Below are 26,142 nucleotides of genomic sequence, written 5' to 3' on the forward strand. Positions count from 1 at the left end.
AATCTCTTTATTTATTTGTGATACGGATCCAAACTAAATTTTAACTATCTCACTCCAATCACACTCTTCAAGTGAGCTTTTATCAAATAAGTCTGTCAGCTCAGAAATAGAATAACGATTGTGAACTGTACCCGTTTCAATAACAAAAATATATTCCAGTTTCGAGTCGCTCATTTTGGCAGAGGCAAATACATGATCTCCCCCCTGATTAAATATCTTGCCGTCACTTCGATTAACGTCAAGACAAGCAATTACATCCTCTTTTAACTGGCTTACCTCTTTTTCACTGTGAATACTGTATCTATAGCCCTTTTGCGTCTTTTGGCGTACCCAATAGCCGATAGATGGCAACTTGATCGTCGTCTTACATAGTAATGTTGCAGTGGTTTGATAGTTTAAAGGCTTTATACTCACAGGGGTGTATTTAAACTCGGGCTGACCAGAAAGACTATCTTCTCGCGCATCGATTAACTGACAAGGCTTGCTAAGAGGTGCGGTCAGCTCATTCCAATGTATCGGTACAAATAACTCATCATCTCTAACGGAATCCTCGACCTTCACTCGTACGACACACTCTCCTAGCTGGTTATAGATAGTGGCAAGCTTCCCATCAACAAGCTCATAATTCGTCGCCGTTTTGGCATTTATCGTCACTGTCGGCTCTGGATTATGCTCTGCCAAGCGCGCCGAAAGACCCGTTCTAGTCATGGTATGCCAATGATCGCGTATCCTTCCGCTATTCAAGACTAAAGGATAACGTTTCGACGTTGATGCTTGAGGAGGTCTATGTGTAACAGCAACAAAATTGGCCTTTCTACTTTGCGTAAAAAATTTCTGATCACAAAATAATCTTTGATTGATAATTCCATTTTGCTTTTGCAACACTGGCCACTGCTGAGGTTTCAGCTGGTGATATTCCATATCAGTTAGATTTACCAAACCAGCGAGGTTTAAATCGCGTTGATGAGATTCATTATTCAACGTAGTCAGTTTTGCATACTCTTTAAATACATCACCTTCATGACGATAACTAAATTGCTCTTGGTAGCCCATTTTTTGGGCAACTTGAGAGATAATCCACCAATCTGGACGTGCAAGTCCAGGACTGGCTAAAAGGCGCCTTTGGCGAGAAATTCGCCTTTCCGAGTTCGTTACTGTTCCTGATTTTTCGCTCCATCCCTGAGCTGGTAACAAGACATCGGCATATTGAGTGGTTGCAGTGTTCTCTATACAGTCGGAAACAACAACTAAAGGACAGCGCTCGAGAGCCTCTCTAATTTTATCGCTATTAGGTAAGCTAACGACCGGATTAGTCGCCATAATCCAGACTGCTTTAATTTTTCCTGAATGGATCGCATCAAACATATCGATAGCTTTTAGGCCAGCGCCTTGCGCTAAATTATCTGTGTTCCAAAAGGTTTGGATCGCTTCGATATCTTTAATATTACCAAATTCCATATGCGCAGCCAGCGTGTTTGCAAGTGCACCAACCTCTCTCCCACCCATTGCATTTGGCTGACCAGTAACAGAAAACGGTCCCGCCCCCTCTCTGCCGATTTTACCAGTTGCCAAATGACAGTTAATGATACTGTTAACCTTATCAGAACCCTGTGTCGATTGGTTTACACCCTGAGAGTATATGGTCACGACTTTTTTAGTTTGAGCAAACTTGGAATAAAGTGCCGTTACTTGTTCATGAGTGAGTCCGGTTTTATCTTCAATATCCGATTCTTGTAACGCGGCCTGATATGCTTCGTTAAAGCTTATTGTTGCATCTGATATAAAATCATTATCTAAGTATCCAAATTCGCCTAAATACGTTAATAAGCCATTAAATAATGCGACATCAGAACCTGGGTTTATAGCAAGATGAAGATCAGCGATTTCACATGACTCATTGCGACGAGGGTCGATAACGATGACTTCGAGTGCTGGATTACTTTGCTTTGCGGCCCTTAATCGTTGAAATAATACTGGATGACACCACGCTAAATTAGACCCAACAAGAATAACAAGGTCTGATTTCTCCATATCTTCGTAACAGACAGGAACAGAGTCCATGCCGAATGCTCTTTTATGCCCAACAACTGACGAGGCCATACATAAGCGCGAGTTACTATCGATATTTGCAGTTCCCATAAAGCCCTTAATCAGCTTGTTGGCAACATAATAATCTTCGGTTAATAGCTGCCCGGATACATAGAATGCGACAGAGTCCGGGCCAAACTTTTCTATCGTGTTTTTAAAACCTTGAGCAACATGGTCGAGTGCCGATTCCCAATGACAGATTTCTCGCTCTCCTTTCTGATTCTTTATCTTAGGAGTAATAAGCCTGCCGTCATGAATAACAGTATCACCGAGAGCAATACCTTTAGTACAAAGTTTACCGTAGTTTGATGGATGTTCTTTATCACCACGAACTTCTAGTAATCCATTCGCCAATGGTCTAGCTTCAATACCGCAACCGACACCACAATACGCACATGTCGACTTTATCCAACCTTCAGTCATAGTCTCTCACCTTAAATAAAGATAATTAAAGTCTAATTAGCAAAAACCATTCCAAACACAGATTTATAGTTTAAATTATAATTTTAATGTTCCATTTCAATCACTTAATTAAATAACTACCACTTAAGTGGTAGTTTAAATTACCCACACTAACTACCACCTTTTATGTATATTTACCCATATCGATGCAAAAAAACCCAGAAGTGACCAATTTATACCACCTTTAGTAATCGCAACCTCTCTACCACCTAAGAGGTAACCTCTGAATTGATGAAACATAAACTACTGTTTTAATTATAATAAATTAATATTTTTTGCGTAACTTTACTTTTGGCATCTAAGTTGCTTTTAGGACTACAACTAGCAAAATTTCACTAAGGGCAACGACAATGAATAGAGAAAATTCTTTTATTGGTAGCGTAACACTTGTTGGAGCTGGACCTGGCGATCCCGATCTTCTAACAATGAAAGCGATTAAGTCGATGGAACGAGCAGACGTTATCGTATACGACAACTTAGTCAGTGATGCTATCAGAGAGCTATTTCCATTGCGTTGCAAATTAGTCTACGTAGGAAAAGCGAAAGGTTGCCACAGTTATAAGCAAGACGAAATCAACCAACTTATTGCTAATTACGCTCTAAATGGAATGAACGTTTGCCGAGTTAAAGGTGGTGATTCGTTTGTATTTGGTCGTGGTGGCGAGGAAATGCTGTTTCTTGCCAAACAAGGAGTCAAAGTTGACGTGGTTCCAGGTATTACAGCAGCCTCAGGATGTTCTACCTATTCAAATATCCCCCTCACACACAGAGGGTTGGCACAGGGGTGTACTTTTATCACAGCCCATGCAGATAAAAAATTAGGCATTAACTGGCAAGCGCTAGCTCAACTAGATCAAACATTAGTGATTTATATGGGACTAACCAAATCTGAGGAAATACAAACTCAACTGATAAACGCTGGTATGACTGCAGATAAACCAGTTGCCATTATTGAAAACGGATGTACCCCACAACAACGTACTGTTATAGGCAAGCTATGTGAATTAAGCGACTTAGCGCAGAGCAACGCAATAAAATCGCCAGCGCTAATCATTATTGGTGACGTTGTCACAGTATCCAGTCAGATGGACTGGTTGCAACAGCTTAATAATAAAAACGTGGACAGTTTCTCTGCTGAAACTTTACGTATCAGTGCCTAACTACACGGCCATGAAATCAGAATAAAGTAAGGAAGCGAATTTATGAGCAAGCAAAAAATCATTGTGGTCGGTAACGGTATGGTTGGCCATAAGTTTATTGACACCCTAATTCAGTCAAACAGTGACGAGACACAAATCATTACGTTTTCAGAAGAACCGAGACTCGCGTACGATCGTGTACAGTTAACATCATACTTCACTGGTAAAACGGTCGACGATCTTTCACTAACAAGCGAAGGCTATTACCAAGAGAACGGCGTAAATTATCTTCTCAATGAGAAAGTAACAAGCATTGATCCAAAATCTAAGTCACTCATTACGTCATCTGGACGATCAGAAACCTACGACAAGTTGGTATTAGCGACTGGCTCATTTCCGTTTGTCCCACCAATCCCAGGGAATGATAAACCGTTCTGTCACGTATACAGAACAATTGAAGACTTGGACGCAATCGAACATTCAAGTAAAGACAGTAAAGTTGGAGTCGTTATTGGTGGCGGACTACTTGGTTTAGAAGCAGCAAACGCGATTAAAAACCTAGGACTCGAAACACATGTTGTAGAATTCGCTCCGCGTCTCATGGCTGTACAGCTTGATCAAGATGGTGGCGATTTGCTTCGCAGAAAAATTGAAGACCTAGGCGTCACTGTTCACACGCAAAAGGCCACGACTGACATCGTTGACGGCGCTGAGTGTCGTTATCGCATGAACTTTGCTGATGGGTCATTCGTCGAAACCGATATGATCGTTTTCTCTGCAGGCATCCGTCCACAAGATGAACTAGCGCGCAATAGTGATATTGCTATCGGTGAACGAGGCGGTATCGTGATTAATAATAACTGCCAAACCAATTACGATGACATCTATGCTATCGGTGAATGCGCTCTTTGGGAAAATCGTATTTTCGGTCTCGTAGCACCCGGCTATCAAATGGCTAAAGTCGCGGCAAACCATATTCTTGCCAACGAAAATGGTGCCGAGTTTACCGGTGCAGACATGAGCACCAAACTGAAATTGATGGGTGTCGACGTTGCGAGTATTGGCGATGTACATGGCCAAACACCAGGTGCTTTGTCCTATACGTATAAGGACGACATTGAGCAAGTCTACAAACGTCTAATTATCTCTGAGGATAAAAAGAAAATCGTTGGCGCTGTGCTCGTCGGTGATGCTACCGCTTACGGTAATTTACTGCAAATCCGTCAGAATGATCTGCCGCTTCCAGAAAATCCGTCTGTACTGATTCTGCCTAATGTAGCAGAAGATGATTCTGCAGGCTTAGGTATCGATGCTTTGCCTGACAGTGCAGTCATCTGTTCATGCTTTGACGTAACCAAAGGGAAAATTAAAGAAGCTGTTGCTGCGGGCTGTACCACAATGGCAGCCTTGAAAGAAACGACTAACGCATCGACAGGCTGTGGTGGTTGCAGTGCTTTGGCTAAGCAAGTACTCGATAATGAACTTGAAAAATTGGGTGTCGAGGTTAATAACGATATTTGTCAACACTTTGCCTACTCTCGCCAGGAGCTAAGCGATATTGTTCGCGTCCATAAAATCAAAACGTTTGACGAACTGTTAGCTCAATATGGTCATGGATTAGGCTGTGATGTATGTAAGCCGACCGTAGGATCAATTCTGGCTTCATTCTGGAATGATTACATTTTGCAGGATGATCTCATTGAGCTACAAGATACTAATGACGTTTACCTCGGTAATATGCAAAAAGATGGAACTTACTCTGTCGTTCCTCGTATCGCAGGCGGTGAAATCACACCCGAAAAATTGATCGTTATTGGTAAAGTTGCTCGCGATTTCGGCTTATACACCAAAGTAACCGGCGGTCAACGCATCGACCTTTTTGGGGCTCAACTTAACGACTTACCCGCTATTTGGACTCGCCTTGTTGACGCCGGTTTTGAAACTGGTCATGCCTATGGTAAATCCGTACGTACAGTCAAATCCTGTGTAGGAAGTACTTGGTGTCGCTATGGTGTTGGCAACAGCGTCGGTTTCGCTATCGATCTGGAGAATCGTTATAAAGGGCTTCGCTCTCCTCATAAATTGAAATTCGCTGTATCTGGATGTACTCGAGAATGCGCAGAAGCACAGTCAAAAGATATCGGTGTAATTGCAACAGACAAAGGCTGGAACTTATACGTTTGCGGTAACGGCGGTATGCGTCCAAGGCATGCCGACCTTTTGGCAACTGATCTTGATGACGAAACACTGATCAAATACGTTGACCGCGTCCTAATGTTCTATATCCGTACGGCAGACAAACTACAACGCACTTCTGTCTGGTTAGAAAACCTTGAGGGGGGTATCGAATATCTCAAAGAGGTGGTCATTGCCGACAAACTTGGTCTAGCCAATGAACTGGAATCTGCGATGAAAGACAATCTTGGCAAATATCAGTGTGAGTGGAAAACCACACTTGAATCGCCTGAAAAACTGCGCCGCTTCAGTCATTTCATCAACAGTAGTGATCGTGATGATGCTCTTGATTTCGTGACTGTTAGAGAACAAAAGTTTCCTAAAAACAAAGCAGATGAACTTGCGATTGAAATCGTTGAAGTTAACTAAATCGCGATAATTGAAGGAGAAATAATATGAGTAACTGGATAACAATCTGCGAATCAACAGCTATCGCTCCTAACACAGGCGTGTGTGCCAAAGTGGGCGACAAACAAGTAGCGGTATTTTTTAGCACAAGAACCAATTCATTGCACGCGGTTGGTAATTACGATCCTATTGGGAAAGCGAATATTCTTTCGCGCGGTATCGTTGGTTCTATCGATGAAAAAATTTGTGTCGCATCGCCTCTCTACAAACAGCACTTTAGCTTGGAAACTGGCGAATGCGTTGAAAGCCCTGAATATAGCGTGCCCGTTTATGAAGTCAGAAATAACAACGGCATGATTGAAATAAAGCAATAACGAGAAATATCACTCTAATACGAATCTGGGACATCAAAAAACTTGGTGTCCCTATGAAGATAAATATGCTTACGTAAGGATAAACGAACATGGAAAGCTCAAAATTTTCACTCTTTTCCTTCACAGGAAAAATGAAGATACTCCACTTAAGCTGGATTGCCTTTTTTATCACCTTTGTTGTTTGGTTTAACTTTGCTCCATTACTCCAAATGGTAAAAGAGTCTCTGGGTCTGTCGACTCAGGAGATCAAAACACTACTAATTTTAAACGTTGCCTTAACGATTCCAGCTCGTGTACTGATTGGTATGTTTACTGACCGTTTTGGTCCACGAATAGTCTATTCTGCGCTACTGGCGATATGTTCTATTCCCTGCTTCATGTTTGCTTTTGCTGACTCCTTCATACATGCTGCTATCGCTCGTTTCCTACTGGGTTTCATAGGTGCAGGGTTCGTGATCGGTATCCGTTTGGTTTCCGAGTGGTTTCCACACAATCAGCTCGGTACAGCGGAAGGTATTTACGGTGGCTGGGGTAACTTCGGGTCTGCTGCTGCTGCATTCACTCTTCCTACGCTGGCGCTAATGTTTGGTGGCGAAGATGGATGGCGCTATGCTGTTGCAATAACAGGTTTGATGAGCCTACTCTTTTCAGTCGTGTTCTATAAAACAGTGACAGACACACCGAAGGGCGCAACATACTTCAGACCTAAGCACCTTTCTGCTATGGAAGTAACATCAAAAGGTGACTTTTTCTTCCTTCTTGCGATGAAAGTCCCTATGTACGCGGTGCTAGCATTGCTGGCTTGGAAACTCTCACCAACTAACATCAACATGTTATCTGAAGGTGTGGTAAACGCTATCTACGTGGGTTTGGCTGCTCTTTACCTATTAGATGCTAATCAAGTATGGAAAGTGAACAAATCCATTTTTACAAAACCAGTTGAGCCAATTCACCAGTATAAATTTAAACAAGTTGCAGTACTGAATGTCCTTTATTTTGCAACATTTGGGTCTGAGCTTGCTGTGGTATCAATGCTACCTCTGTTTTTCTCAGAAACATTCGAGCTAACACCTGTTGTTGCAGGTATGGTTGCCTCTGCTTATGCTTTTATGAACCTGATGTCTCGTCCTGGTGGCGGTCTAATCTCAGATAAGTTTGGTCGTAAGTTAACACTGTTAATTCTAACTGCGGGTCTTGCGGTTGGTTACTTCCTAATGGGTCAGGTTAATGGAAGTTGGCCTGTATGGGTAGCGGTTGCGGCAGCTATGGCATGTTCATTCTTCGTACAAGCCGGTGAAGGTGCGGTATTCGCAACAGTACCTCTTATCAAACGTCGCATGACTGGCCAAATTGCCGGTATGACAGGTGCTTATGGTAACGTAGGTGCGGTAACCTACCTAACTATCTTGTCATTCGTTTCTTATCAAACATTCTTTTTTGTTATCGCAGCAACAGCAATTGTTGGCTTCGTAGCTCTCATGTTTATGGAAGAGCCATCGGGTAAAATTGCTGAGGTTAACGACGACGGTAGCGTAACGCTAATTGATGTATCAAATTAAGGCTGTCGGGAGATATTGTTCTTTACTAATTTAAAATCAACTATATGGTAGAAGTTCAATATCGTTCAGAAGCTCAATCTTGTTTAGATTGGGCTTTTGTTCTTAGAAAAATACAGACTGGCATTGCGTAAGGAAACATGAATGTCAAAGGATGAGAATAGACGAGTCGAATTTTCGGGATGTTCGTTAACGGGTTCCAGGGAAGAGAATCAGGACGCTTTTATTGTAAAATATCCCACTCAGAATGATGAATTAACGCATAAAGGCATCGTTGCGTGTATTGCAGATGGTGTGAGTTGCAGCACGCAAGCTCAGCAAGCCAGTCATACTGCGACAACACAGTTCGTAACAGACTATTATTCAACACCGGCGAGTTGGGGAATTGAACGCTCATCCAGTGAGCTACTAAAAAGCCTAAATAGTTGGTTATACAGTCAGGGTAAGGATCACCTCTATCATAACGGGATGGTGACCACATTCAGTGCGCTGATTATAAAATCCAACACCTGTAATATCTTTCATGTCGGTGACAGCCGAATCTACCTATTTCGCGATAACCTGCTAACCCTTCTGACTAGAGACCATCAAAGAGTCAACTTCGGCCAGCAGCACTACCTCACTCGTGCTTTAGGTATGGATGAAAAAATCGAAATTGATTATCAAACACTGCAATTGCAACAGGATGATCTTCTGCTCCTCACCACCGATGGCGTGCACGAAACACTCACGCACGATGAAATCAAACAGCTAGTATTAAAATCGGATTCAGTCGAAAAGTTGTCTCAATCACTTTGCCATTCAGCACTACGTAAAGGAAGTAACGACAATACAAGCTGTGTCGCTCTAAAGGTTAATAGTCTGCCCGAATTTAATTTGACGGAACATCAGACGAATCTTCTAACGAAAGCAATTCCACCAGCTCTGTCTCAGGGACAGCATCTTGATCATTTTGAAATATTAAAGACCTTGTATGATGGCTCTAGAAGCCATGTCTACCTTGCCTTTGATACTGAGAATAAGCGAAATGTTGTGATTAAAGTCCCATCGCAAAATTATCTTGATGAACCAGAGACTCTCAAATTATTTGCTAATGAATACTGGATTGCATCGCAACTCGAAAGCAAACGCGTCTTAAAGATGTACCCATGTAAAGACGATTCGCGTTTTCTCTACCAAGTTTGTGAATATATTGAAGGAATTACGCTGAGACAATGGATGCATGATAACCCTCGCCCTTCGATAAGCGATGTTAGAGAAATTATGGTAGAAATCGTTAAGGCCGTTCGAGTATTTCAACGGGCAGACATGGTTCATCGAGATCTAAAACCAGAAAACATAATGATTACCCGCAACAATCAGGTAAAAATTATCGACTTTGGGGCTGTAGAAGTAAAAGGTCTCAGTGAAATGCTATCAGAGCAATCAGATACTTTCCCATTAGGCTCCGTTAATTACACCGCTCCTGAATACATAAACACAGGTAAAGCGACCACCCTTTCAGATTTATTCTCAATCGGCATCATTACGTATGAAATGCTGTGTGGACAACTGCCTTATAACGAACATTCCCAGCAGACTCTTCAACAAGCCAGACATGTTAAATGGCAATACCATACCATTCAGGAATATCGCTCTGACGTTCCTCTATGGATGGACCTTGCGATTAAAAAAGCCACAGCTGAATCACCAAACCATCGTTACCAAGCGCTTGGCGATTTTATAACTGACTTTTTCACCCCAAACGCAACGTTGCTTAACGGTGTTGATAATAAGCCTTTGATAAGGCGCAATCCCGTTTTATTCTGGAAATCAATCGCTTTAATTGCCATTGCTGTTGCCATTATCGAAGGATTCATGCTGATTTAGATTTGGACTGACTATGCCATTGATTATAAAAAAATTAAGCCATTCTGTTGTACTGCGTATCACGTCATTAATGATCAGCGTAATACTCATGGCTTTTATCAGTATTTTTTCGTCTATCTACATGTCCCAGATAAGCGAATTCGATGGAAAAACGATCAACTTATCCGGCTCCCTGCGGATGATGAGTTACCGAATTACAACTCAAGTGGCTGCATTACAGCAGTCTCCAACAAAAGAAAATTCGGAAAAAGTAGCCACACTCATTAAACGATTCGAAACCCTATTTCGCGATCCCGTTTTAAAGCGAGATTTTTTTCGCTTTAGTGAGATTCAGCTCCAGCGCGAATACTCGAATGTAAATACCGAGTGGGAGAACGTTATTAAGCCCAAACTGGCTCATGCTGACACTGATTTTGATTTAGAAGAGTTTCTCCCACACTTGGAAGCCTTTGTCGATTCAATCGACACTCTTGTATTTAGTTACCAGAATGTTCTGGAAGACAAACTTTCTCAACTGAGAATGATACAGACAGTGACACTCGCGATTACGCTATTTTTGGTACTTGTGTCGATTTATACAATCCATCGACACATTGCCAGACCGCTAAGAGAACTCACTGTTGTTGCTGAAGCGTCCTCTAACGGGGACTGGAGCCAACGTTGCAGCGTCAAACGTGAAGATGAGCTAGGTTTACTCTCCCGAACTCTAAACAAAGCAAATGAGAGTATTCAGACAATTCACAATGATCAGGAAAAACAAATCCAGGCGAAAACGCATGAACTGAGAAAGAACAATGAGATTCTTACCTTTTTGTATAACGTCGCTCAACAAGTCAATGAATCGCACAGTGGAAGGTTAAACTACCAACAAATCCTGAATGAATTAGTACTCGTAAGTGATATAGAAAGAATAGAACTTAAACTCTTTTCAGACACAAACTCCGTCCCCTACCAACAGGTATTGGCGACGAATCAAATACCTCACAGCGATAATTCTTCCAGCCTTGTTTTTACCATTGGTAAAGCAGAACTGGCTTACGGTTCAGTTACAGTTTTCCACCCAACAGCTAAACCAATAGATCGTTGGCAAACAGATCTTGTTCAGTCATTTGTTGATCAAATAGCAATGGCATTAAGTCTTAGTCATTACCATGATCAGCAGCGCCGAATCGCTTTGTTAGACGAGCGTTCAATTATTGCCAGAGAACTTCATGACTCCTTAGCACAGTCACTTTCCTATTTGAAAATACAAGTCACGCGCATAGAACGTGGAATGAAAGACGAAATCGTCTCAGATAAAATAACCAAACCCGTTTCGGAATTAAAAGAAGGATTGATTTCAGCTTATCGACAACTACGCGAACTTCTCACTACGTTTCGTCTTCAAATCGGCAACGGTGGTTTACAAGACGCATTGACGAATACGATTCAGACACTGACAGAGAGAAGTCAAATAGAAATAAAACTGCAGTATGACTGCAATCATATTCCTTTTGAGCCAAATGAAGAAATACACCTTTTACAGATCACGAAAGAAGCACTGCAGAATGCCCTCAATCATTCTAAGGGTAATCTCGTGGTCATCACTCTCACAGAAGCTGAAAATAAATCAATTCATCTCAGAGTAAAAGACAATGGAATTGGCATAAAACATAAAGAACAGCAATTGAATCATTACGGCACTGAAATTATGCAGGAACGGTGCCGCTCACTGAACGGGGATTTGAAAATAATAACGCCAGAAGATGGTGGTACCGAAGTAAATCTGAGCTTTATGCCGAATTATCTCAACAAATCAGTTTAAGATGAGTAAGATAGAGGTCGCACTATAATAAAAGATGCGCGGACTCCGCGCTTTACACGGAAGAGTAAAAGGAGTGAAATGTGAGCACAGACGCTGCAACGATAATGTTAGTCGACGATCACCCTTTATTTCGCAAAGGATTACAACAACTGATTGCTCTGGAAGATGATCTTCAAGTCATCTGTGAATACAACAACGGAGCAGATGCGGTCAATGGTGCTGTAGAGCACGACCCAGACCTCATTATTCTAGATCTTAATATGCAAGGCATGGATGGCCTTGAAACTGTTCGACTAATGAGAGAAAAAGGCGTCACCGCTCGAGTAGTGATGCTTACCGTTTCCGATAGCGAAGAAGACGTACTAACTGCAATGGAAAACGGCGCTGACGGATATCTTCTTAAAGATATGGAACCAGAAGACATCGTAGAAAATATTAAACAAGCAGTTTTGGGTAAATTAGCACTGTCTGACCGACTGACGAAAGTTTTGGCTCAGTCGTGGAGCAAACCGAAAAAAGAACCCCAAGAAGATCCACTCAAAAATCTCACCAGCCGCGAGCTTGAAATTTTGTCCCTTATTTCCAAAGGAATGAGCAACAAACTTATCGCGCGCGAACTTAGAATTACAGACTCAACAGTGAAAGTTCACGTTAAGCATTTATTAAAGAAACTCAATGTTCGCTCTCGACTTGAGGCTGCGGTCTGGATGATAGATAAGCAATAATGACTGAGGTATTCAATGGATTGCGATTTTAACGCAGCAAAATTATTATCATTTGATGAAGCATTGGCAAACATAGTCGCTCAAGCTTCCCCTGTTCTGGATACAGAAAAGGTATCGGTATTCGACATTGACGGCAGAGTGTTAGCTGAAGGGATAAAATCTTCAGTCAATCTTCCTCCGTACGATAACTCAGCTATGGACGGATATGCTGTAAATCTTGGTTTCGACCAACAAACTCATTCTCTTCCCGTTATCGATACGTCTCTAGCAGGCCATCCTGCGCAGAAGTCTCTCTCTGCTGGTGAAGCTATACGTATCATGACGGGCGCTAAAATTCCTGAGGGTACGACAGCAGTCATTATGCAGGAAAATGTAACGCGTACAGGTGATACAATAGAACTCAATAAGCTACCAAAAGAACACGATAATATTCGTTTCACTGGCGAAGATATTCAGATTGGTAGTGAGCTTTTTAGTGAGGGACATTTGTTGACCTTCCGAGACGTCGCACTGCTTAGCGCTTGTGGGGTTAGCGAAGTCTCAGTCTATAAAAAAGTGCGAATCGGACTATTCTCTACTGGAGACGAATTAGTCGAGCCTGGTTCAGTTTTGGCATCTGGACAATTGTACGATTCTAACCGTCCAATGCTCTTTAGTATGTTGAATAAACTCGGCGTTGATGTGATTGATTTTGGAATACTTGAAGACAATCCCGATGCAATTAGAGCGGCATTAAACGATGCATCAGAGACATCAGATATTATTATTACATCGGGTGGAGTCTCAGTGGGTGATGCTGATTACATCAAACAGATACTCGATGAATTAGGTGAAATTAACTTCTGGAAAGTGGCCATGAAACCCGGCAAACCGGTAGCGTTTGGTTATCTAGGTCAATGCGCTTTTATTGGTCTTCCTGGCAATCCAGTCTCTTCTGCAGTGACATTCGATCAGCTTGCTACTCCATTTATAAAAACGATGCAGCATCATCCCTCTCCATTACCCAAACGAATGAAAGCGCTAGCGATTAATGATTTTAAAAAGCGTCCCGGGAGAATGGATTTTCAACGCGGTATCGCCACGCAAAATGAGAATGGTGAATGGCAAGTCGGTTCAGCCGGAAAACAAGGTTCGGCCATCTTATCCGCATTCAGTGCTGCAAATTGTCATGTTTTGCTTTCAGCTGAGAGTGAAGGCGCAAATAAAGGTGACATTGTCACGATAGTCCACTATCAATAACTTACACTTACCACCTATCTCATATTTGAGACACCACTATTGATAAGAATATAAGTTGCTTTTAGTTAAAAAAGATCTATGCATAATCCAATAATATTTACAGGACGTATGCATAGATACGTTTTAATACTCAATTTGACTTGGATAACTAATATGTTCGTATTTTTGACTATCTGCTTATTTGCAGTAACGGCAACAGCATTAATATCATACACAACAAAAGCGAAGGCTAAACGACGTCAACTTGAAGAACGTATGAACACTTTGATTCGTAAGTAAGCTTTCGGATTAGGAATGATTATTCGGGTAACGCGAGTCAAAAAACGTTTACCCTCCAGATCATTCCCAACGTTTTCGAGCTAAGGCTTCTTTTTTCGCTTGATCTAACCAAACTGTTTCGCTTTTTCGATGCTCTTTTTTCCAAAACGGCGCTTCTGTCTTAAGAAAATCCATCACAAACTCGCAGGCAAGAAAGGCACTTTCCCTGTGTTTTGCTGCAACGCCGACAAATACAATCTGTTCATTTAGCCCAAGCGTCCCAACCCGATGGTAGATATCAATCTGATTCACTCCAAAGCGTTGTTGAGCCTTATCTGCTATGCCACACAGCACTTTTTCTGTCATGCCAGGATAATGTTCGAGCGTAAGAGCGCTAACATCTTCTCCTTCATTGATATCTCGTACCGAACCAATGAACGTAACAAGCGCACCACAACTCGTATCTCTCTGTCGCATGTCTTCTATCAATGCACCAGCATCAAATACGTCTTCACCTACAAATATCACTCTACCCACCCGTTACAGGAGGGAAAAAGGCAACTTCATCCCCTGTTTTTACGATGACTGTCTCATCCGCCATATCTTGATTAACCGCAGCTAATGCATGCTGAGTTGATAAAAACTCTTCCCAGTCACCACCTTTCTTGCGTAATTCGACACGCAGTTTCGCTAAAGAAATAGGCTCCTGAATTGCCGTCAATTCGAGAACGCCACATTTCAATAACTCTCGTAATCTTCCGAAAAACAGTACTCGAATCATTTATCATCCTCCAACCTAACGTAGTGACCCCGCTTACCACCAGATTTCTCTAATACTTTGAGATCTGAAATTATCATTTCATGATCTACCGCTTTACACATATCGTAAATCGTTAATGTAGCGACAGAAGCCCCTGTTAAAGCTTCCATTTCGACACCCGTCTTACCAGTGACTTTTGCTGTAGACAAAACTACAATCGAATTGCGCTCAGGTTCAAGTTCAAAGTCTATAGATACTTTAGATAGCGCCAATGGATGACACAGAGGGATTAAATCTGAACAACGCTTTGTTCCTTGAATCCCTGCAATGCGAGCAACTTGCAGTACATCTCCCTTTTTGTGTCCATTCTCGACCACTAAACGAAATGCTTCTTCACTCATCGTGATACGACCCTGAGCGACGGCTACTCTTACCGTTTCTTGCTTATCGCTCACATCAACCATATTGGCATTACCGTTTTTATCGATATGAGTTAGCATAAATTACCCTCTAGTGGCACACAGTTCAGTCGTACTTTTCTTCAAGTGTGGAACAAAATTGCATGGTCGATGTGTCGAATCAAGTTGCTCCTGAATAACGTCATACCAAGCCGTTTTGCAAGCGTTGGTCGAACCTGGCATAGCGAAAATAACAACGCCATTCGCCAAGCCTGCAATCGCACGAGATTGAATTGTAGATGTACCAATTTGTTGGAGAGAAATGGCTCTAAACACTTCACCAAAACCAGGAATAGACGTATCAAACAACGGCGATACTGCTTCGGGAGTGGTGTCGCGTGATGTGAACCCTGTACCGCCTGTGATCAAAATTGCTTGGACATCTTCACTCGCAATCCACGTGGATACAATAGCTCGAATCTGGTAGATGTCGTCTTTGACAATTCGACGTTCATTAAGCACATGGCCCGCTTCAGTTAGGCCCGTAATTAATGCCTGCCCAGAGGTATCTGTACTTTCCTCTCGTGTATCGGATACGGTAAGAACAGCTATATTTAAAGGCTGAAATTCTTTAGCGCTATGATCTGACATATTGGTTTTCCTTTTTATATTCTTGCCTCACCTGAATGGCGCTCTCCCACTCTTCAGGTGTATTTGTATTCATTAAACTTATTGTTTCTACCGGCTCAATTTCAACAGCGTGAACAAAGCTTAGAAGACCTTTTACTCTGAAGTCTCCTTGATTTTCAAGCTGCTGTTTTAAATAATCTTTAACTGTTTCATTAACTGGCAAAACACAAGGGAGAAAGTGATTTTTAAAGTAACAGGCTTTCCCCGTCTCACTAGCAAAGGTTTGCAGTTGCTTCAGTTGGTACGTATCGATTAGAGGCATATCAACCGGCAATACGGTAAGCCATCCTTGATTACTCATTTGGGACAGAGTTGCATCAATTCCTCCCAACGGACCACACTCTAGATACCGATCTTGTATTCCCTCACCCCGGTTATTACTGACGTAAATATAGTGACAATAGGATGCTGCCAATACTTTGTAGCTATGTTGTAATAGAGATTCGCCGTTCCATTCCAATTGGCTTTTGTCTCGTCCCATACGTGACGATAATCCACCAGCGAGCACAACACCCGAGTGCTGATCCATATATTAGCCCCCTATCATAGCTAGATGAGAAGTGTGACCCGAATTTCCGCTGTGAAGGAAATGACTGTCTTTTTTGTAACCAAGAAACTCTGCGATCGCGTTATCCAAAAGAGAAGGATCGTCGTTGCTTATATAAGGACGAAGATCATAACCTTCTTCACCGAACAAACACAGATGTAACTTGCCCTGAGAAGAGACTCGGAGTCTGTTACATGACTGGCAGAAATCTTTGCTGTATGGCGCGATAACACCTACAGAGCCAATATATTGAGGATGCGTGAATTCTCGAGCAGGACCTGCAGTCAAACTTCTTATTCGTTCAGACCAGCCAGAATTGAGGAGTCTTTGCACAACATTATCTGAACTAAAATGATTGGCAGCAAAGTACTCTTTGTTGTCTAGCGTTTGCATTAATTCGATAAAGCGCAATGTGATTGGCTTGTTACTCGCCCAAGCGATCAGATCATTAATTTGCGAAGCATTGAATTGCTTGAGCAGAATCGTATTGACCTTGATATCGTGAAAGCCAAGCTCTATCGCTTTGTCCAGACCCTGCAGTAAATCAGCTAAAGCATCACGGCCAACAATTGCTGCGAACATTCTTGGATCGAGACTATCACAGCTTAAATTGATGGCATCTAAGCCTGCATTTTTCCATGACTGGAGTTGCGCTGACATACGATGGCCGTTTGTTGTAAGAGCGACTTTTTCGATACCCGGAATCGATTTTAAAAGACGAATAATGTCAGTTAACTCACGATGAAGAGTCGGCTCTCCCCCTGTTATTCTGACTTTTTTAATACCATTTCTGGCAAAAGAAGATACTATAGACTCAATCTGTGACAAATTGAGTCTATTGGGTTTGGAACTACAATCGTACCCGTCGGGTAAACAGTAGTTACACTTATAATTACATAAATCCGTGATGGATAGGCGCAAATACCTAAACTCACGTCCCTGCGGATCTATCAACATTTTCAACACCTTTCCAAATGTGGGAGGCCCAATCATTTCTCATTGAACCCGGTGGCTTTGCCACGGCTCCATCACCATACCCATCGGGCTTAGGTCATGAAGCTTCGGAGTTGTTACAAATTTACAACGATTTTATTCTAGTCACAAATCTGGATCTATACCCCAAAATAAGTAGGGAAATACAGATTACTCATATACTTGTGTAAAAAACGTCAGCATTACAAGTTATAAACACTAACGAGCATGTTAAAATTATGTTTATAAAAATAAAAGAGAACACCAATGCCTGAATTGAACGACGACCAGACAATTCGCTATTGCCGCCATATTTTACTGCCCCAGTTAGATTTTTCGGGACAAGAGAAGTTGCTTGAAAGTAACGTATTACTAATCGGTCTTGGTGGATTGGGAAGTGCTTGCCTTCCCTACCTGTCAGCTTCAGGCATTGGTCAAATAACACTTGTCGACTTTGACACAATAGAAACCAGCAACCTTCAACGTCAGGTTATCTACAAAGAGTCTGATGTTGGAAAACTTAAAGTGTCTGCGGCGGCGGAATTTGTCAAAGAGCAAAACACGGAATGCTCTATCAGGTGCATTGAAACGCGTCTTGATGAAGAAACGTTGGCAGAACAGATAGCCTTACATGATCTCGTCATTGACTGTACAGATAATCTGGCCACAAGGCAAGCCATCAATTCTGCATGCTTTAGATACAAAACCCCTCTAGTTTCAGGCGCTGCGATTCGGTTTGAGGGACAAGTAACCACTTTTAATTACCAAGACGATACGCCCTGCTACCATTGCTTTAGTCATTCATTCGGTGAACAAAACCTCAGCTGTATTGAATCTGGCGTTGTTTCTCCTTTAGTAGGAATTGTCGGCTCTACTCAGGCTCTTGAAGCTGTTAAAGTGCTGACAGGTATTGGTGAAAGTTATGTGGGTCGTTTGCTTGTAATCGATGCATTAACCGGTGAACAACGCATATTTCGCTACCGTAAACGTGATAATTGCTCAGTGTGTAGCATGGACAGTAAATGATCACAGGGTATTAATCGATAAATCCCTATGTTTACACCAGAAATTATTCCTTTTTCACGATCAATACGCATTCCCTAAAGTAGGAGACTGTGTTATTTTTCATATCATATAACCTTAAATGCTAGTTAATAGCTATTTTGATATAAGACAAACACATGATCACAATGTGTGCGTGGAGGAAAACACGTGAAGTTACAACAATTAAAATATCTCAAGGCAATTAGCGATAACAACTTAAATGTTTCAGCGGCCTCTGAAGCTCTGTTTACTACTCAGCCTGGCGTCAGCAAACAAGTATTGCTTTTAGAAAAAGAACTGGGTGTCAGAATATTTGAACGTCATGGTAAGCACCTACAGAGAATTACAGATGTAGGGGAGAAAATCCTCGAAGAAGTTGAAAAAATGCTGCGTCTAGAGCAAAAGATTAAGGCTCTAGCGAAAGAACACGTTGACCCTGGTACCGGTACTTTCAATATATTCACAACACATACGATCGCTCGTTACCTTTTACCTTCCAGTGTTGCGGTCTTTACCAAGCGTCACCCCAAAATTAATTTCAACCTACAATCTACACTGCCTTCACAAGCTAAAGGTGGCATTAGTCGTGGATACTCTGACTTTTCAATCGTTGCCCATGATGTCGGTCAGGACTCCGATTTAATCGTCCTTCCAGCTTACCTTTGGACTTTGGGTTTGGTTGTGTCTAAAGATCACCCATTAGCGCAGATCGAAAAGCCGACTCTGGAGCAAATAGCAGCATACCCTATCCTAACTTATGAGCAGGGTGCATCAGGGCGAGAAAGAGTGGATGAGGCATTTGAAAAAGCAGAATTAAATCCGAAATATTTCATGACCACGATGGATGCAGATGTAATTAAACGCTACGTCGAACTCGATTTTGGTATTGGTATTATAGCCTCTCTAGCCGCTAGAGACATTGAGCACATGAACCTGAAGTATATCGACATCAATCACCTGCTTGATCCTTGTAAGGCTTGGATCTGTTTCAGTAAAGATGTCATTCTTCAGAATTACATGTACGATTTCCTTGGCTCCTTCTCTCCTCATTTGACCAAAACCCTGATGGAAGAAGTCCTAATGAATAGTAATTCTGGACGAATTGAAGCGATGTTTAAAGACATCAAACTACCAATATACTAAGAACCATATTCTCAAAAACCTAATGATTAAAAGATAGTGATTCACTATCTTTTTTTGTTCCCGCCTGCACAAGGAATACTCATTCTTACTTATCTAAATACTAGATCACCTACTGCCAATGATTTATAACTGGCTGCTCAAATTACGTTCTCTTAACTATAATTTACAGATTACAAAGAACTAACGAAATTTTCTTTTATTGCTGCTAGAAAGTAACTATCAGACAGAATTAAAGTAAATAATACCGAAATACCTAATTCAAAGGAATCTGAATGAAAGTTCTTATTAGAAGCGCAGAACTCACTGACAATTATTCAATCGTTCGTTTATCAAACGAATGGGGATATTCAATCTCAGAAGATCTTTCACTAGCGCGCATGCATAAGCTCATTAGCTGCACAAACTATAAAATGTACGTAGCCGAAGACACAATAAGCCAGCAGATATGTGGTTGGATTATTCTTGAAAAACGATTCTTTTTCGGTTCAGGTGATTACATAGAAATTATGGGGTTGGTCGTTGATGAGAATTATCGCCGCAATAAAATCGCGCAACAACTCATAAAGCAAAGTGAACTATGGGCGGCAGATTTGGGCTTAGATACCATTATCGTTCTATCGGATATCCAGCGTGAAGAATCCCATCGCTTTTATCAAAGTAGTGGATTTGAGCTCAAAAAAACCTCTAATGTATACCACAAACAGGTCAAACCTTAGAGTACCGAAAATATTGGCATCAGCAGTGAAAATAGCTCCGCCTGAGAACTAATATTGCATTTAGCGTACAGTTGCTTGCGAAATACTTTCACCGTTTCTTTACTGATATCAAGATTCAACGCGATAGACAGAGACGAGTGCCCCTGCAAAATATACAGTGCGACTTCAGCTTGCCGTGGACTTAAAGCGATATCGTGTTTAATACGTAATGCATCGCGCAGTCGCTCCGTCACTGGAGGTAACGAAATATTTTTACCCTCTAGTGGGGTATAACCTTTCCAGTGTTTTTCGCATAATGCCGTTAGTAGATAAGCATAGCTTTTTATCGTGACTAATTCAGTTTTGGTAAACATTTGCCGTGATGTATTGTCTCGTCCGAAGCATGCCGTCAATGTCGTCTCTGTGCCTAACCGGGCAAATACACCAAATTCATCGATTAGCGTGGTATCTCGATAGTATTCCCTGAAATAACTTGTCTGTTTAAATTGATCTGGTGCTAATTCAAATATGTGATGAACGCCACTCTGAAGTCCGCTTCTTACTGCTTGATAAAACGGATCGAGCAAATACGCCGCCGTAACATAGTGAGAATCCATTGAAAGGTATACCGTTGGATCTTTGTACTCACGATACAACACCGATGGGTTGTGGTTTTTGTGATAAACGATGATGATTAAATTATCAAACTCCACCAATTGAGCAACAAAATAACTCAATACCTGGGTAAAATCTGGCGTACCTATAGCACGTATCGTTTCACCTAAGGCTTTATCCAACTTACTTGTAAACTTTACTGCGTTTTGCAAAGTGACCTCACATCGATTCAATCTAGCTCATCATACCCCACTGGGGTTATATACCCCTCATAATCGATACTCTATATTAAAAATCATGATTTGTGGGTTATCTTTTTACAAAATTGGCCCACTCTATCGACGTCATTGGGGAATATCATGACAAGGACTGCAATTTCAATACAATCGGTGACTAAGAGCTTTGATCAATTTCAGGCTTTAAGTGACATCTCCTTAGATATAAAGGAAGGCGAATTCTTCACATTACTCGGCCCATCTGGTTGTGGAAAAACAACGCTTCTGCGTCTATTAGCAGGGTTTGAAGAAACGACATCCGGACAGATAAAGTTATTTGAAGAAAACATCGCGCACAAACCAGCAAATCAAAGACCGATCAATACAGTATTCCAACACTATTCTCTTTTTCCCCACCTCGATATACATGAGAACGTACAATTCGGGCTCAAAATGCTTGGCATCGAGAAAAGGGAAAGAGAATCAAGAGCAAGTGAAATGCTTGAGATGGTTCAACTTACCCAATTTGCTAAAAGACGCCCTCATCAACTTTCAGGTGGGCAACAGCAACGTGTCGCGCTAGCAAGAGCGTTGGCACCACGTCCAAAACTTTTACTTCTTGATGAACCCCTTTCTGCTTTGGATCTAAAATTGCGTCAATCGATGCGCTTAGAACTCAAAAAAATACAGGAACAAACCGGAATTACATTTGTATTCGTTACTCACGATCAGGAAGAAGCATTGACCATGTCTGATCGCATTGCAGTGATGTCAGCAGGTCACGTACAGCAAATTGGCTCACCTACCGATATATATGAGCGTCCAAGTAACAAGTTCGTCGCAGATTTTATTGGTGAGACTAATCTGATTGATGTCGCTGTACTCGAAAAACACCCAGCAAGTGCAACGATCAATTTCTCACTTCCAGACTCGACCTCAAGCACCGAAATGCAAGTACCATACGACCATAAAGTGTTTATTGGTACCAAGGCATTACTCTCTATTCGTCCTGAGCGAATTAACCTTTCACACTATGACGTTAATAGTGGCAAACCATTGTTGAAAGGAAAAATAAAACAAACGATTTACATGGGTACCGACACGCAATACATCGTGGATATAGATGAGAGCCAGAGTTTGTTGGTTCGGCAACAGAACACATCAGACAAGTCAAAAGCCCTATTGAAGGGAGATGACGTCGGCATCGACTTTGACCTTAATTCCTGTCGTTTGCTAAGGAGCTAAGCCATGTTGAAGCGACTCCAAAATCTATCAGATTTTCGTTTAAGAACTGCATTGGTGACACCGTCACTAACAATCATAGGTATTTTTCTAATTATTCCTATTTCTATCGTCGCGGTTTATTCCTTCTTACAACCGGGAACCTATGGCGGCGTCATCTGGCATTTTTCCACCGATTCCTATCGTCAATTTCTATTCGAAGAAGATTTTCTAACTGATGAATTACAGTTTACCACGGCCTACATTGACATTTTTATACGCTCTTTCGGCCAAGCGACGACTGCAACGATATTATGTTTATTTATCGGTTTTCCAACGGCTTATTTTATTGCCACTCGCCCACTAAGAACTCAGGGGTTATGGTTATTTGCCATAACCATTCCTTATTGGGTCAATCTCTTGATTCGCACAGTCTCAATGCTATTTATCATTCGTGACCAAGGGCCAATCAATGAATTTTTACTTAATGTTGGTTGGATAAGCGAACCTTTAAAATTAGCCTATACACCATTTGCTATAGCGCTCGGTCTGTTCTATTCGTATCTGCCTTTTATGGTTTTGCCACTTTACACAGCACTATCCCGATTTGATATGTCGTTACTTACTGCAGCTCACGATCTTTATGCTAGTCGGTGGAAAGCACTCCGTTACGTTCTTATTCCCAATGTCAAAAACGGGATTATCTCTGGCTGTCTGTTGGTATTTATTCCGTCTATTGGTGCTTTTATCGCACCGGATATTTTAGGTGGAGGAAAGCAACTGATGATTGGTAACTTAATTGCTCTTCAATTTCAGGGCTCACGCAACTGGCCATTTGGTGCTGCTGCATCAATGATACTGCTGACATTTGTCCTAGTAATATTAATGCTTTTTGCTTCTCGCAAAAAACAAACCGACGTGCGATAAGGAAAATTAACGATGAAGATCGATGTAAAGCATTACCCAGGAGCGCGCGTAATAACCCTACTGTGTCTTTTTGTCCTCTATGCTCCACTGTTGGTTATTTCTATCTACTCATTCAACTCTCTGCGCTCAATAACCACATGGGGTGGATTTACGTTTGACTGGTATATAAAGGCCTTTCACAACCCAAGTATTCAGAGCGCAACATTTAACTCGTTAATCATCGCCATATCGGCGGCCACCATCGCAACATGCATTGCACTCGCTGCAGCTATGGCGATGATTAAAGGTAAGCCTCTTAAGCATGCTTCATTGATGGTTGGTGTGATTAATCTACCTTTGGTTATCCCTGAAATCGTTACCGCTATTGCAAGTCTAATTTTTTTCGTCGCAATTAATATGACGTTGGGACTCAACACTGTGTTAATTGCGCATATTGTGTTTTGTATTCCCTTCGCCTACTTACCTATTTCGACTCGCCTAAAAGACATTAGTAAACGTTTTGACGAAGCCGCATTCGACCTCTATGCAACTCGCTGGCAAGCATTTCGATATGTAACGCTCCCAATGGCGATGCCTGGTCTGTTATCAGGGTTTATGTTGGCATTTATTGTGTCTCTTGATGATTTTATCGTCGCTAACATGGTAGCAGGTCCCGGAGCAACGACACTGCCTATGGCTATTTATAGTTTGGTTCGGATTGGCTTTACGCCAGAGATAAATGCTATTTCAACCCTATTACTACTCGTTTCAACTCTGTTCGTCACTGCATCTTGGTTAGTCAATCGCCCAACTAAGCAAGCCTAATTAACTTAACTAGAAAGGACTCTAAAATGACACTTACTCACAGTAAAAAGGCCCACACCTTAAAAGCAGTATCTCTTGCAGTAGCTCTTACTCTAAGCGGTATTTCAACCGCAAATGCGGCTGGAGAGCTAAAGATCTTTAACTGGTCAGATTATATGCCGCAATCACTGCTGGATAAATTTGCCAAGCAATATGACGTCAAGGTCACTCAAGATACTTATGACAGTAATGAAACCCTTTTAGCAAAACTTAAATCAGGTGTTACTGGATACGATATTGCGGTACCTGGCGACTATATGGTAGCCATATTGATAAAAGAAGGATTATTGGCCAAAGTTGAGCCTGATAAATTGAGCAACTTTCATAATATTAAACAGGATCTCGTCGATGTGTACTTTGACAAAGGCCGTCATTACTCGATTCCATATCAGTACGGAACAACCTCTTTCATGGTCGATACCAATGCTTATAAAGGAGACATTAATACACTTGGTATTTTGTTCGACACACCAGACGAACTAAAGGGCAAAGTGAACATGTTCAGAGACGTTAATGACGTCATTAACGCAGCTTTACGCTATAAAGGATTTAAAACATGTAACAGCAATAAAGCTGAGTTAAAACAGGTGAATGATCTTCTAATCAAAGCACGTAAAAACTGGTTAAGTATTACTTCTGACGGGTCACGTGAAATGCTGGTATCAGGGGACGCATCTGTATCAATGTTATGGAATGGTATGGCTCTGCGAGCAAGAATGGAGAAACCGTCACTCAAATACGCTTATCCCAAAGAAGGGATGACAGCCTGGGCTGACAATATCGTCGTATTGAAAGATGCTGAAAATATTGAAAATGCAAAACTATTTATGAACTTCATGCTCGAACCAGAAAATGCCGCAGCGTTGACTAATTTTGCTGGTTATACTGCTGGCGTAAACGGTACGAGCCCTTATCTTGACGATAAATTCAAAGATGCTTTGGAATTAAACCCACCGACCGATGCGCCCAAAGCCGAATTTGTTCCACCTTGTGATCCTGACGTCGTTCGCTTATACGACCGAATTTGGACAAACTTACTCAAGTAATAAAAACGTTGAGGCAGTCCCCATTGCCTCAACTGAGGGTATCAAATTGAAGATAATGTCCTATCAAGGAACACCCCATTCGGGTGACGTTGCAAGTAATATTGCGTTGATTCAACAGACAGTAATAGGAGCTAAACATCTCGGCTGTGATGTTGTTGTCTTTCCCGAGCTGTTTATCACTGGATACAATATAGATCGTCATGTCATTGCGCTGGCTGAGACGATCGACGGACCGATGATTTCTCAAATAAAGCGAATCGCTATGGGAGCCGGAATCGCTATTGTGATCGGATTTCCAGAGAGTGACAATGAAAAAATTTATAACAGTGCTGTAGTTATCAACTCCAACGGTGATTTGGTTGGCCACCATAGAAAGGTATTTTTATTTGGTGACAAAGAGAAATCACTGTTTACACCTGGTGATACCTTTACAACATTCAATTTAAATGGATACTGCTGCGGAATGAGCATTTGTTACGATATTGAGTTTCCCGAACCTATCCGTATTCTAGCCAACAAAGGGGCTCATATCGTATTCAATCCGACTGCAAACATGGAACCCTACCATGAAGTCCCAAAAACATTAGCCAGAGCTCGAGCATTAGAAAATGGAGTCTGTATTGTCTATGCAAACCTCAGCGGCGTTGAAGATGGCCTAAAATACACCGGTCTAAGTGCAATCATCGGTCCAGACGGCCTTGATATCGCTCGAGCGGGAAGAAGTTCTGCCGTCATCGTTGCTGATGTTAGTGAGATTCTACTTATGAATAAGCATAACCCAACTTCAACCCAATCACATGATTTAGCTCAAGTACAATTTAGCTGATAACAGAAAGCCATATGGCTTTCTGAATCAACATACTTATATTGATTCTTATATTGATAATAAAAGCAAAAATATCCCCGTATAACACAATTCAAAAGAGGTA

Annotated in this window: 25 protein-coding genes and 1 riboswitch; of the genes, 17 read left to right on the forward strand and 8 right to left on the reverse strand. The window is 41.6% G+C overall.

The window, feature by feature from the left end; translation table 11 throughout:
- Window positions 1-33: 33 nt before the first annotated feature.
- Window positions 34-2,511, reverse strand: a complete 2,478-nt coding sequence (locus tag EES38_RS17150; protein WP_124938445.1) for a molybdopterin oxidoreductase family protein — start codon at window positions 2,509-2,511, stop codon at window positions 34-36.
- Window positions 2,512-2,900: 389 nt separating this feature from the next.
- On the opposite strand from EES38_RS17150, the gene cobA reads away from it, so the two are divergent.
- The 9 genes from cobA (at window position 2,901) to EES38_RS22640 (ending at window position 14,118) form a co-directional block, all read left to right on the forward strand.
- The gene (gene cobA, locus EES38_RS17155; protein ID WP_124938446.1) at window positions 2,901-3,710 is read left to right on the forward strand and encodes a uroporphyrinogen-III C-methyltransferase; all 810 of its coding nucleotides are present in this window, start codon (window positions 2,901-2,903) and stop codon (window positions 3,708-3,710) included.
- Window positions 3,711-3,752: 42 nt separating this feature from the next.
- Complete coding sequence (gene nirB / locus EES38_RS17160) at window positions 3,753-6,293, forward strand: nitrite reductase large subunit NirB (protein ID WP_124938447.1); 2,541 nt, start codon at window positions 3,753-3,755, stop codon at window positions 6,291-6,293.
- Between the two features lie 26 nt (window positions 6,294-6,319).
- Window positions 6,320-6,646, forward strand: coding sequence for a nitrite reductase small subunit NirD (gene nirD, locus EES38_RS17165; RefSeq protein ID WP_124938448.1), 327 nt, complete (start codon window positions 6,320-6,322; stop codon window positions 6,644-6,646).
- A gap of 89 nt (window positions 6,647-6,735) precedes the next feature.
- Window positions 6,736-8,205: a NarK family nitrate/nitrite MFS transporter gene (locus EES38_RS17170; RefSeq protein ID WP_124938449.1), complete on the forward strand. Its 1,470-nt coding sequence runs from the start codon at window positions 6,736-6,738 to the stop codon at window positions 8,203-8,205.
- A 141-nt stretch (window positions 8,206-8,346) separates the two neighbouring features.
- Window positions 8,347-10,071: a bifunctional protein-serine/threonine kinase/phosphatase gene (locus EES38_RS17175; RefSeq protein WP_124938450.1), complete on the forward strand. Its 1,725-nt coding sequence runs from the start codon at window positions 8,347-8,349 to the stop codon at window positions 10,069-10,071.
- 13 nt (window positions 10,072-10,084) lie between these two features.
- Entirely contained in the window at window positions 10,085-11,875 is a 1,791-nt protein-coding gene (locus tag EES38_RS17180) for a type IV pili methyl-accepting chemotaxis transducer N-terminal domain-containing protein (RefSeq protein WP_124938451.1), read from the forward strand.
- Window positions 11,876-11,955: 80 nt separating this feature from the next.
- Window positions 11,956-12,600, forward strand: coding sequence for a two-component system response regulator NarL (gene narL, locus EES38_RS17185; protein ID WP_124938452.1), 645 nt, complete (start codon window positions 11,956-11,958; stop codon window positions 12,598-12,600).
- 15 nt (window positions 12,601-12,615) lie between these two features.
- On the forward strand, window positions 12,616-13,839 hold the full coding sequence (gene moeA, locus EES38_RS17190; protein ID WP_124938453.1) for a molybdopterin molybdotransferase MoeA: 1,224 nt from the start codon (window positions 12,616-12,618) through the stop codon (window positions 13,837-13,839).
- Window positions 13,840-13,992: 153 nt separating this feature from the next.
- Window positions 13,993-14,118, forward strand: a complete 126-nt coding sequence (locus EES38_RS22640) for a hypothetical protein (protein ID WP_279432221.1) — start codon at window positions 13,993-13,995, stop codon at window positions 14,116-14,118.
- Between the two features lie 60 nt (window positions 14,119-14,178).
- On the opposite strand, the gene EES38_RS17195 is transcribed toward EES38_RS22640, so the two are convergent.
- From EES38_RS17195 to moaA, 6 genes are all read right to left on the reverse strand, one after another.
- Window positions 14,179-14,634: a molybdenum cofactor biosynthesis protein MoaE gene (locus tag EES38_RS17195; RefSeq protein ID WP_439333269.1), complete on the reverse strand. Its 456-nt coding sequence runs from the start codon at window positions 14,632-14,634 to the stop codon at window positions 14,179-14,181.
- Window positions 14,627-14,878, reverse strand: coding sequence for a MoaD/ThiS family protein (locus tag EES38_RS17200; protein ID WP_124938454.1), 252 nt, complete (start codon window positions 14,876-14,878; stop codon window positions 14,627-14,629). The genes EES38_RS17195 and EES38_RS17200 overlap by 8 nt, the downstream gene beginning before the upstream one ends.
- Window positions 14,875-15,357 (reverse strand): cyclic pyranopterin monophosphate synthase MoaC, encoded by a 483-nt coding sequence (gene moaC / locus EES38_RS17205; protein WP_124938455.1) that lies wholly within the window; start codon window positions 15,355-15,357, stop codon window positions 14,875-14,877. The genes EES38_RS17200 and moaC overlap by 4 nt, the downstream gene beginning before the upstream one ends.
- Before the next feature lie 3 nt (window positions 15,358-15,360).
- On the reverse strand, window positions 15,361-15,906 hold the full coding sequence (gene moaB / locus EES38_RS17210; RefSeq protein WP_124938456.1) for a molybdenum cofactor biosynthesis protein B: 546 nt from the start codon (window positions 15,904-15,906) through the stop codon (window positions 15,361-15,363).
- Window positions 15,893-16,474 carry a molybdenum cofactor guanylyltransferase gene (gene mobA, locus EES38_RS17215; RefSeq protein WP_124938457.1) on the reverse strand — a complete coding sequence of 194 codons (582 nt, stop codon included), beginning with the start codon at window positions 16,472-16,474 and terminating at the stop codon, window positions 15,893-15,895. The genes moaB and mobA overlap by 14 nt, the downstream gene beginning before the upstream one ends.
- A 3-nt stretch (window positions 16,475-16,477) precedes the next feature.
- Window positions 16,478-17,458, reverse strand: coding sequence for a GTP 3',8-cyclase MoaA (moaA, locus tag EES38_RS17220; RefSeq protein ID WP_439333270.1), 981 nt, complete (start codon window positions 17,456-17,458; stop codon window positions 16,478-16,480).
- Window positions 17,440-17,571, reverse strand: a riboswitch (molybdenum cofactor riboswitch). (Overlaps the previous gene by 19 nt.)
- Window positions 17,572-17,731: 160 nt before the next feature.
- On the opposite strand from moaA, the gene moeB reads away from it, so the two are divergent.
- The 3 genes from moeB to EES38_RS17235 all read left to right on the forward strand — a co-directional run bounded on the left by moeB (window position 17,732) and on the right by EES38_RS17235 (window position 20,367).
- Entirely contained in the window at window positions 17,732-18,490 is a 759-nt protein-coding gene (gene moeB / locus EES38_RS17225; protein ID WP_124938459.1) for a molybdopterin-synthase adenylyltransferase MoeB, read from the forward strand.
- A 186-nt stretch (window positions 18,491-18,676) separates the two neighbouring features.
- Entirely contained in the window at window positions 18,677-19,651 is a 975-nt protein-coding gene (locus tag EES38_RS17230; RefSeq protein WP_124938460.1) for a LysR substrate-binding domain-containing protein, read from the forward strand.
- Between the two features lie 272 nt (window positions 19,652-19,923).
- Window positions 19,924-20,367: a GNAT family N-acetyltransferase gene (locus EES38_RS17235; RefSeq protein WP_124938461.1), complete on the forward strand. Its 444-nt coding sequence runs from the start codon at window positions 19,924-19,926 to the stop codon at window positions 20,365-20,367.
- Here EES38_RS17235 and EES38_RS17240 read toward each other — a convergent pair.
- Window positions 20,364-21,173 carry a helix-turn-helix transcriptional regulator gene (locus EES38_RS17240; protein ID WP_124938462.1) on the reverse strand — a complete coding sequence of 270 codons (810 nt, stop codon included), beginning with the start codon at window positions 21,171-21,173 and terminating at the stop codon, window positions 20,364-20,366. The genes EES38_RS17235 and EES38_RS17240 overlap by 4 nt on opposite strands.
- A 147-nt stretch (window positions 21,174-21,320) precedes the next feature.
- Between EES38_RS17240 and EES38_RS17245 the strand changes: the two genes are divergently transcribed.
- From EES38_RS17245 to EES38_RS17265, 5 genes are read left to right on the forward strand one after another with little or no spacing between them, the layout of a single operon-like run.
- Window positions 21,321-22,421: an ABC transporter ATP-binding protein gene (locus tag EES38_RS17245; RefSeq protein WP_124938463.1), complete on the forward strand. Its 1,101-nt coding sequence runs from the start codon at window positions 21,321-21,323 to the stop codon at window positions 22,419-22,421.
- 3 nt (window positions 22,422-22,424) lie between these two features.
- Window positions 22,425-23,324: an ABC transporter permease gene (locus tag EES38_RS17250; protein ID WP_124938464.1), complete on the forward strand. Its 900-nt coding sequence runs from the start codon at window positions 22,425-22,427 to the stop codon at window positions 23,322-23,324.
- Window positions 23,325-23,336: 12 nt separating this feature from the next.
- On the forward strand, window positions 23,337-24,128 hold the full coding sequence (locus EES38_RS17255) for an ABC transporter permease (protein WP_124938465.1): 792 nt from the start codon (window positions 23,337-23,339) through the stop codon (window positions 24,126-24,128).
- Between the two features lie 26 nt (window positions 24,129-24,154).
- Entirely contained in the window at window positions 24,155-25,213 is a 1,059-nt protein-coding gene (locus tag EES38_RS17260) for an extracellular solute-binding protein (protein ID WP_124938466.1), read from the forward strand.
- 55 nt (window positions 25,214-25,268) lie between these two features.
- Window positions 25,269-26,039 carry a carbon-nitrogen hydrolase family protein gene (locus tag EES38_RS17265; protein WP_243694223.1) on the forward strand — a complete coding sequence of 257 codons (771 nt, stop codon included), beginning with the start codon at window positions 25,269-25,271 and terminating at the stop codon, window positions 26,037-26,039.
- Window positions 26,040-26,142 lie beyond the last annotated feature (103 nt).

Source organism: Vibrio viridaestus, assembly GCF_003856525.1.
GTDB classification, from domain to species: domain Bacteria; phylum Pseudomonadota; class Gammaproteobacteria; order Enterobacterales; family Vibrionaceae; genus Vibrio; species Vibrio viridaestus.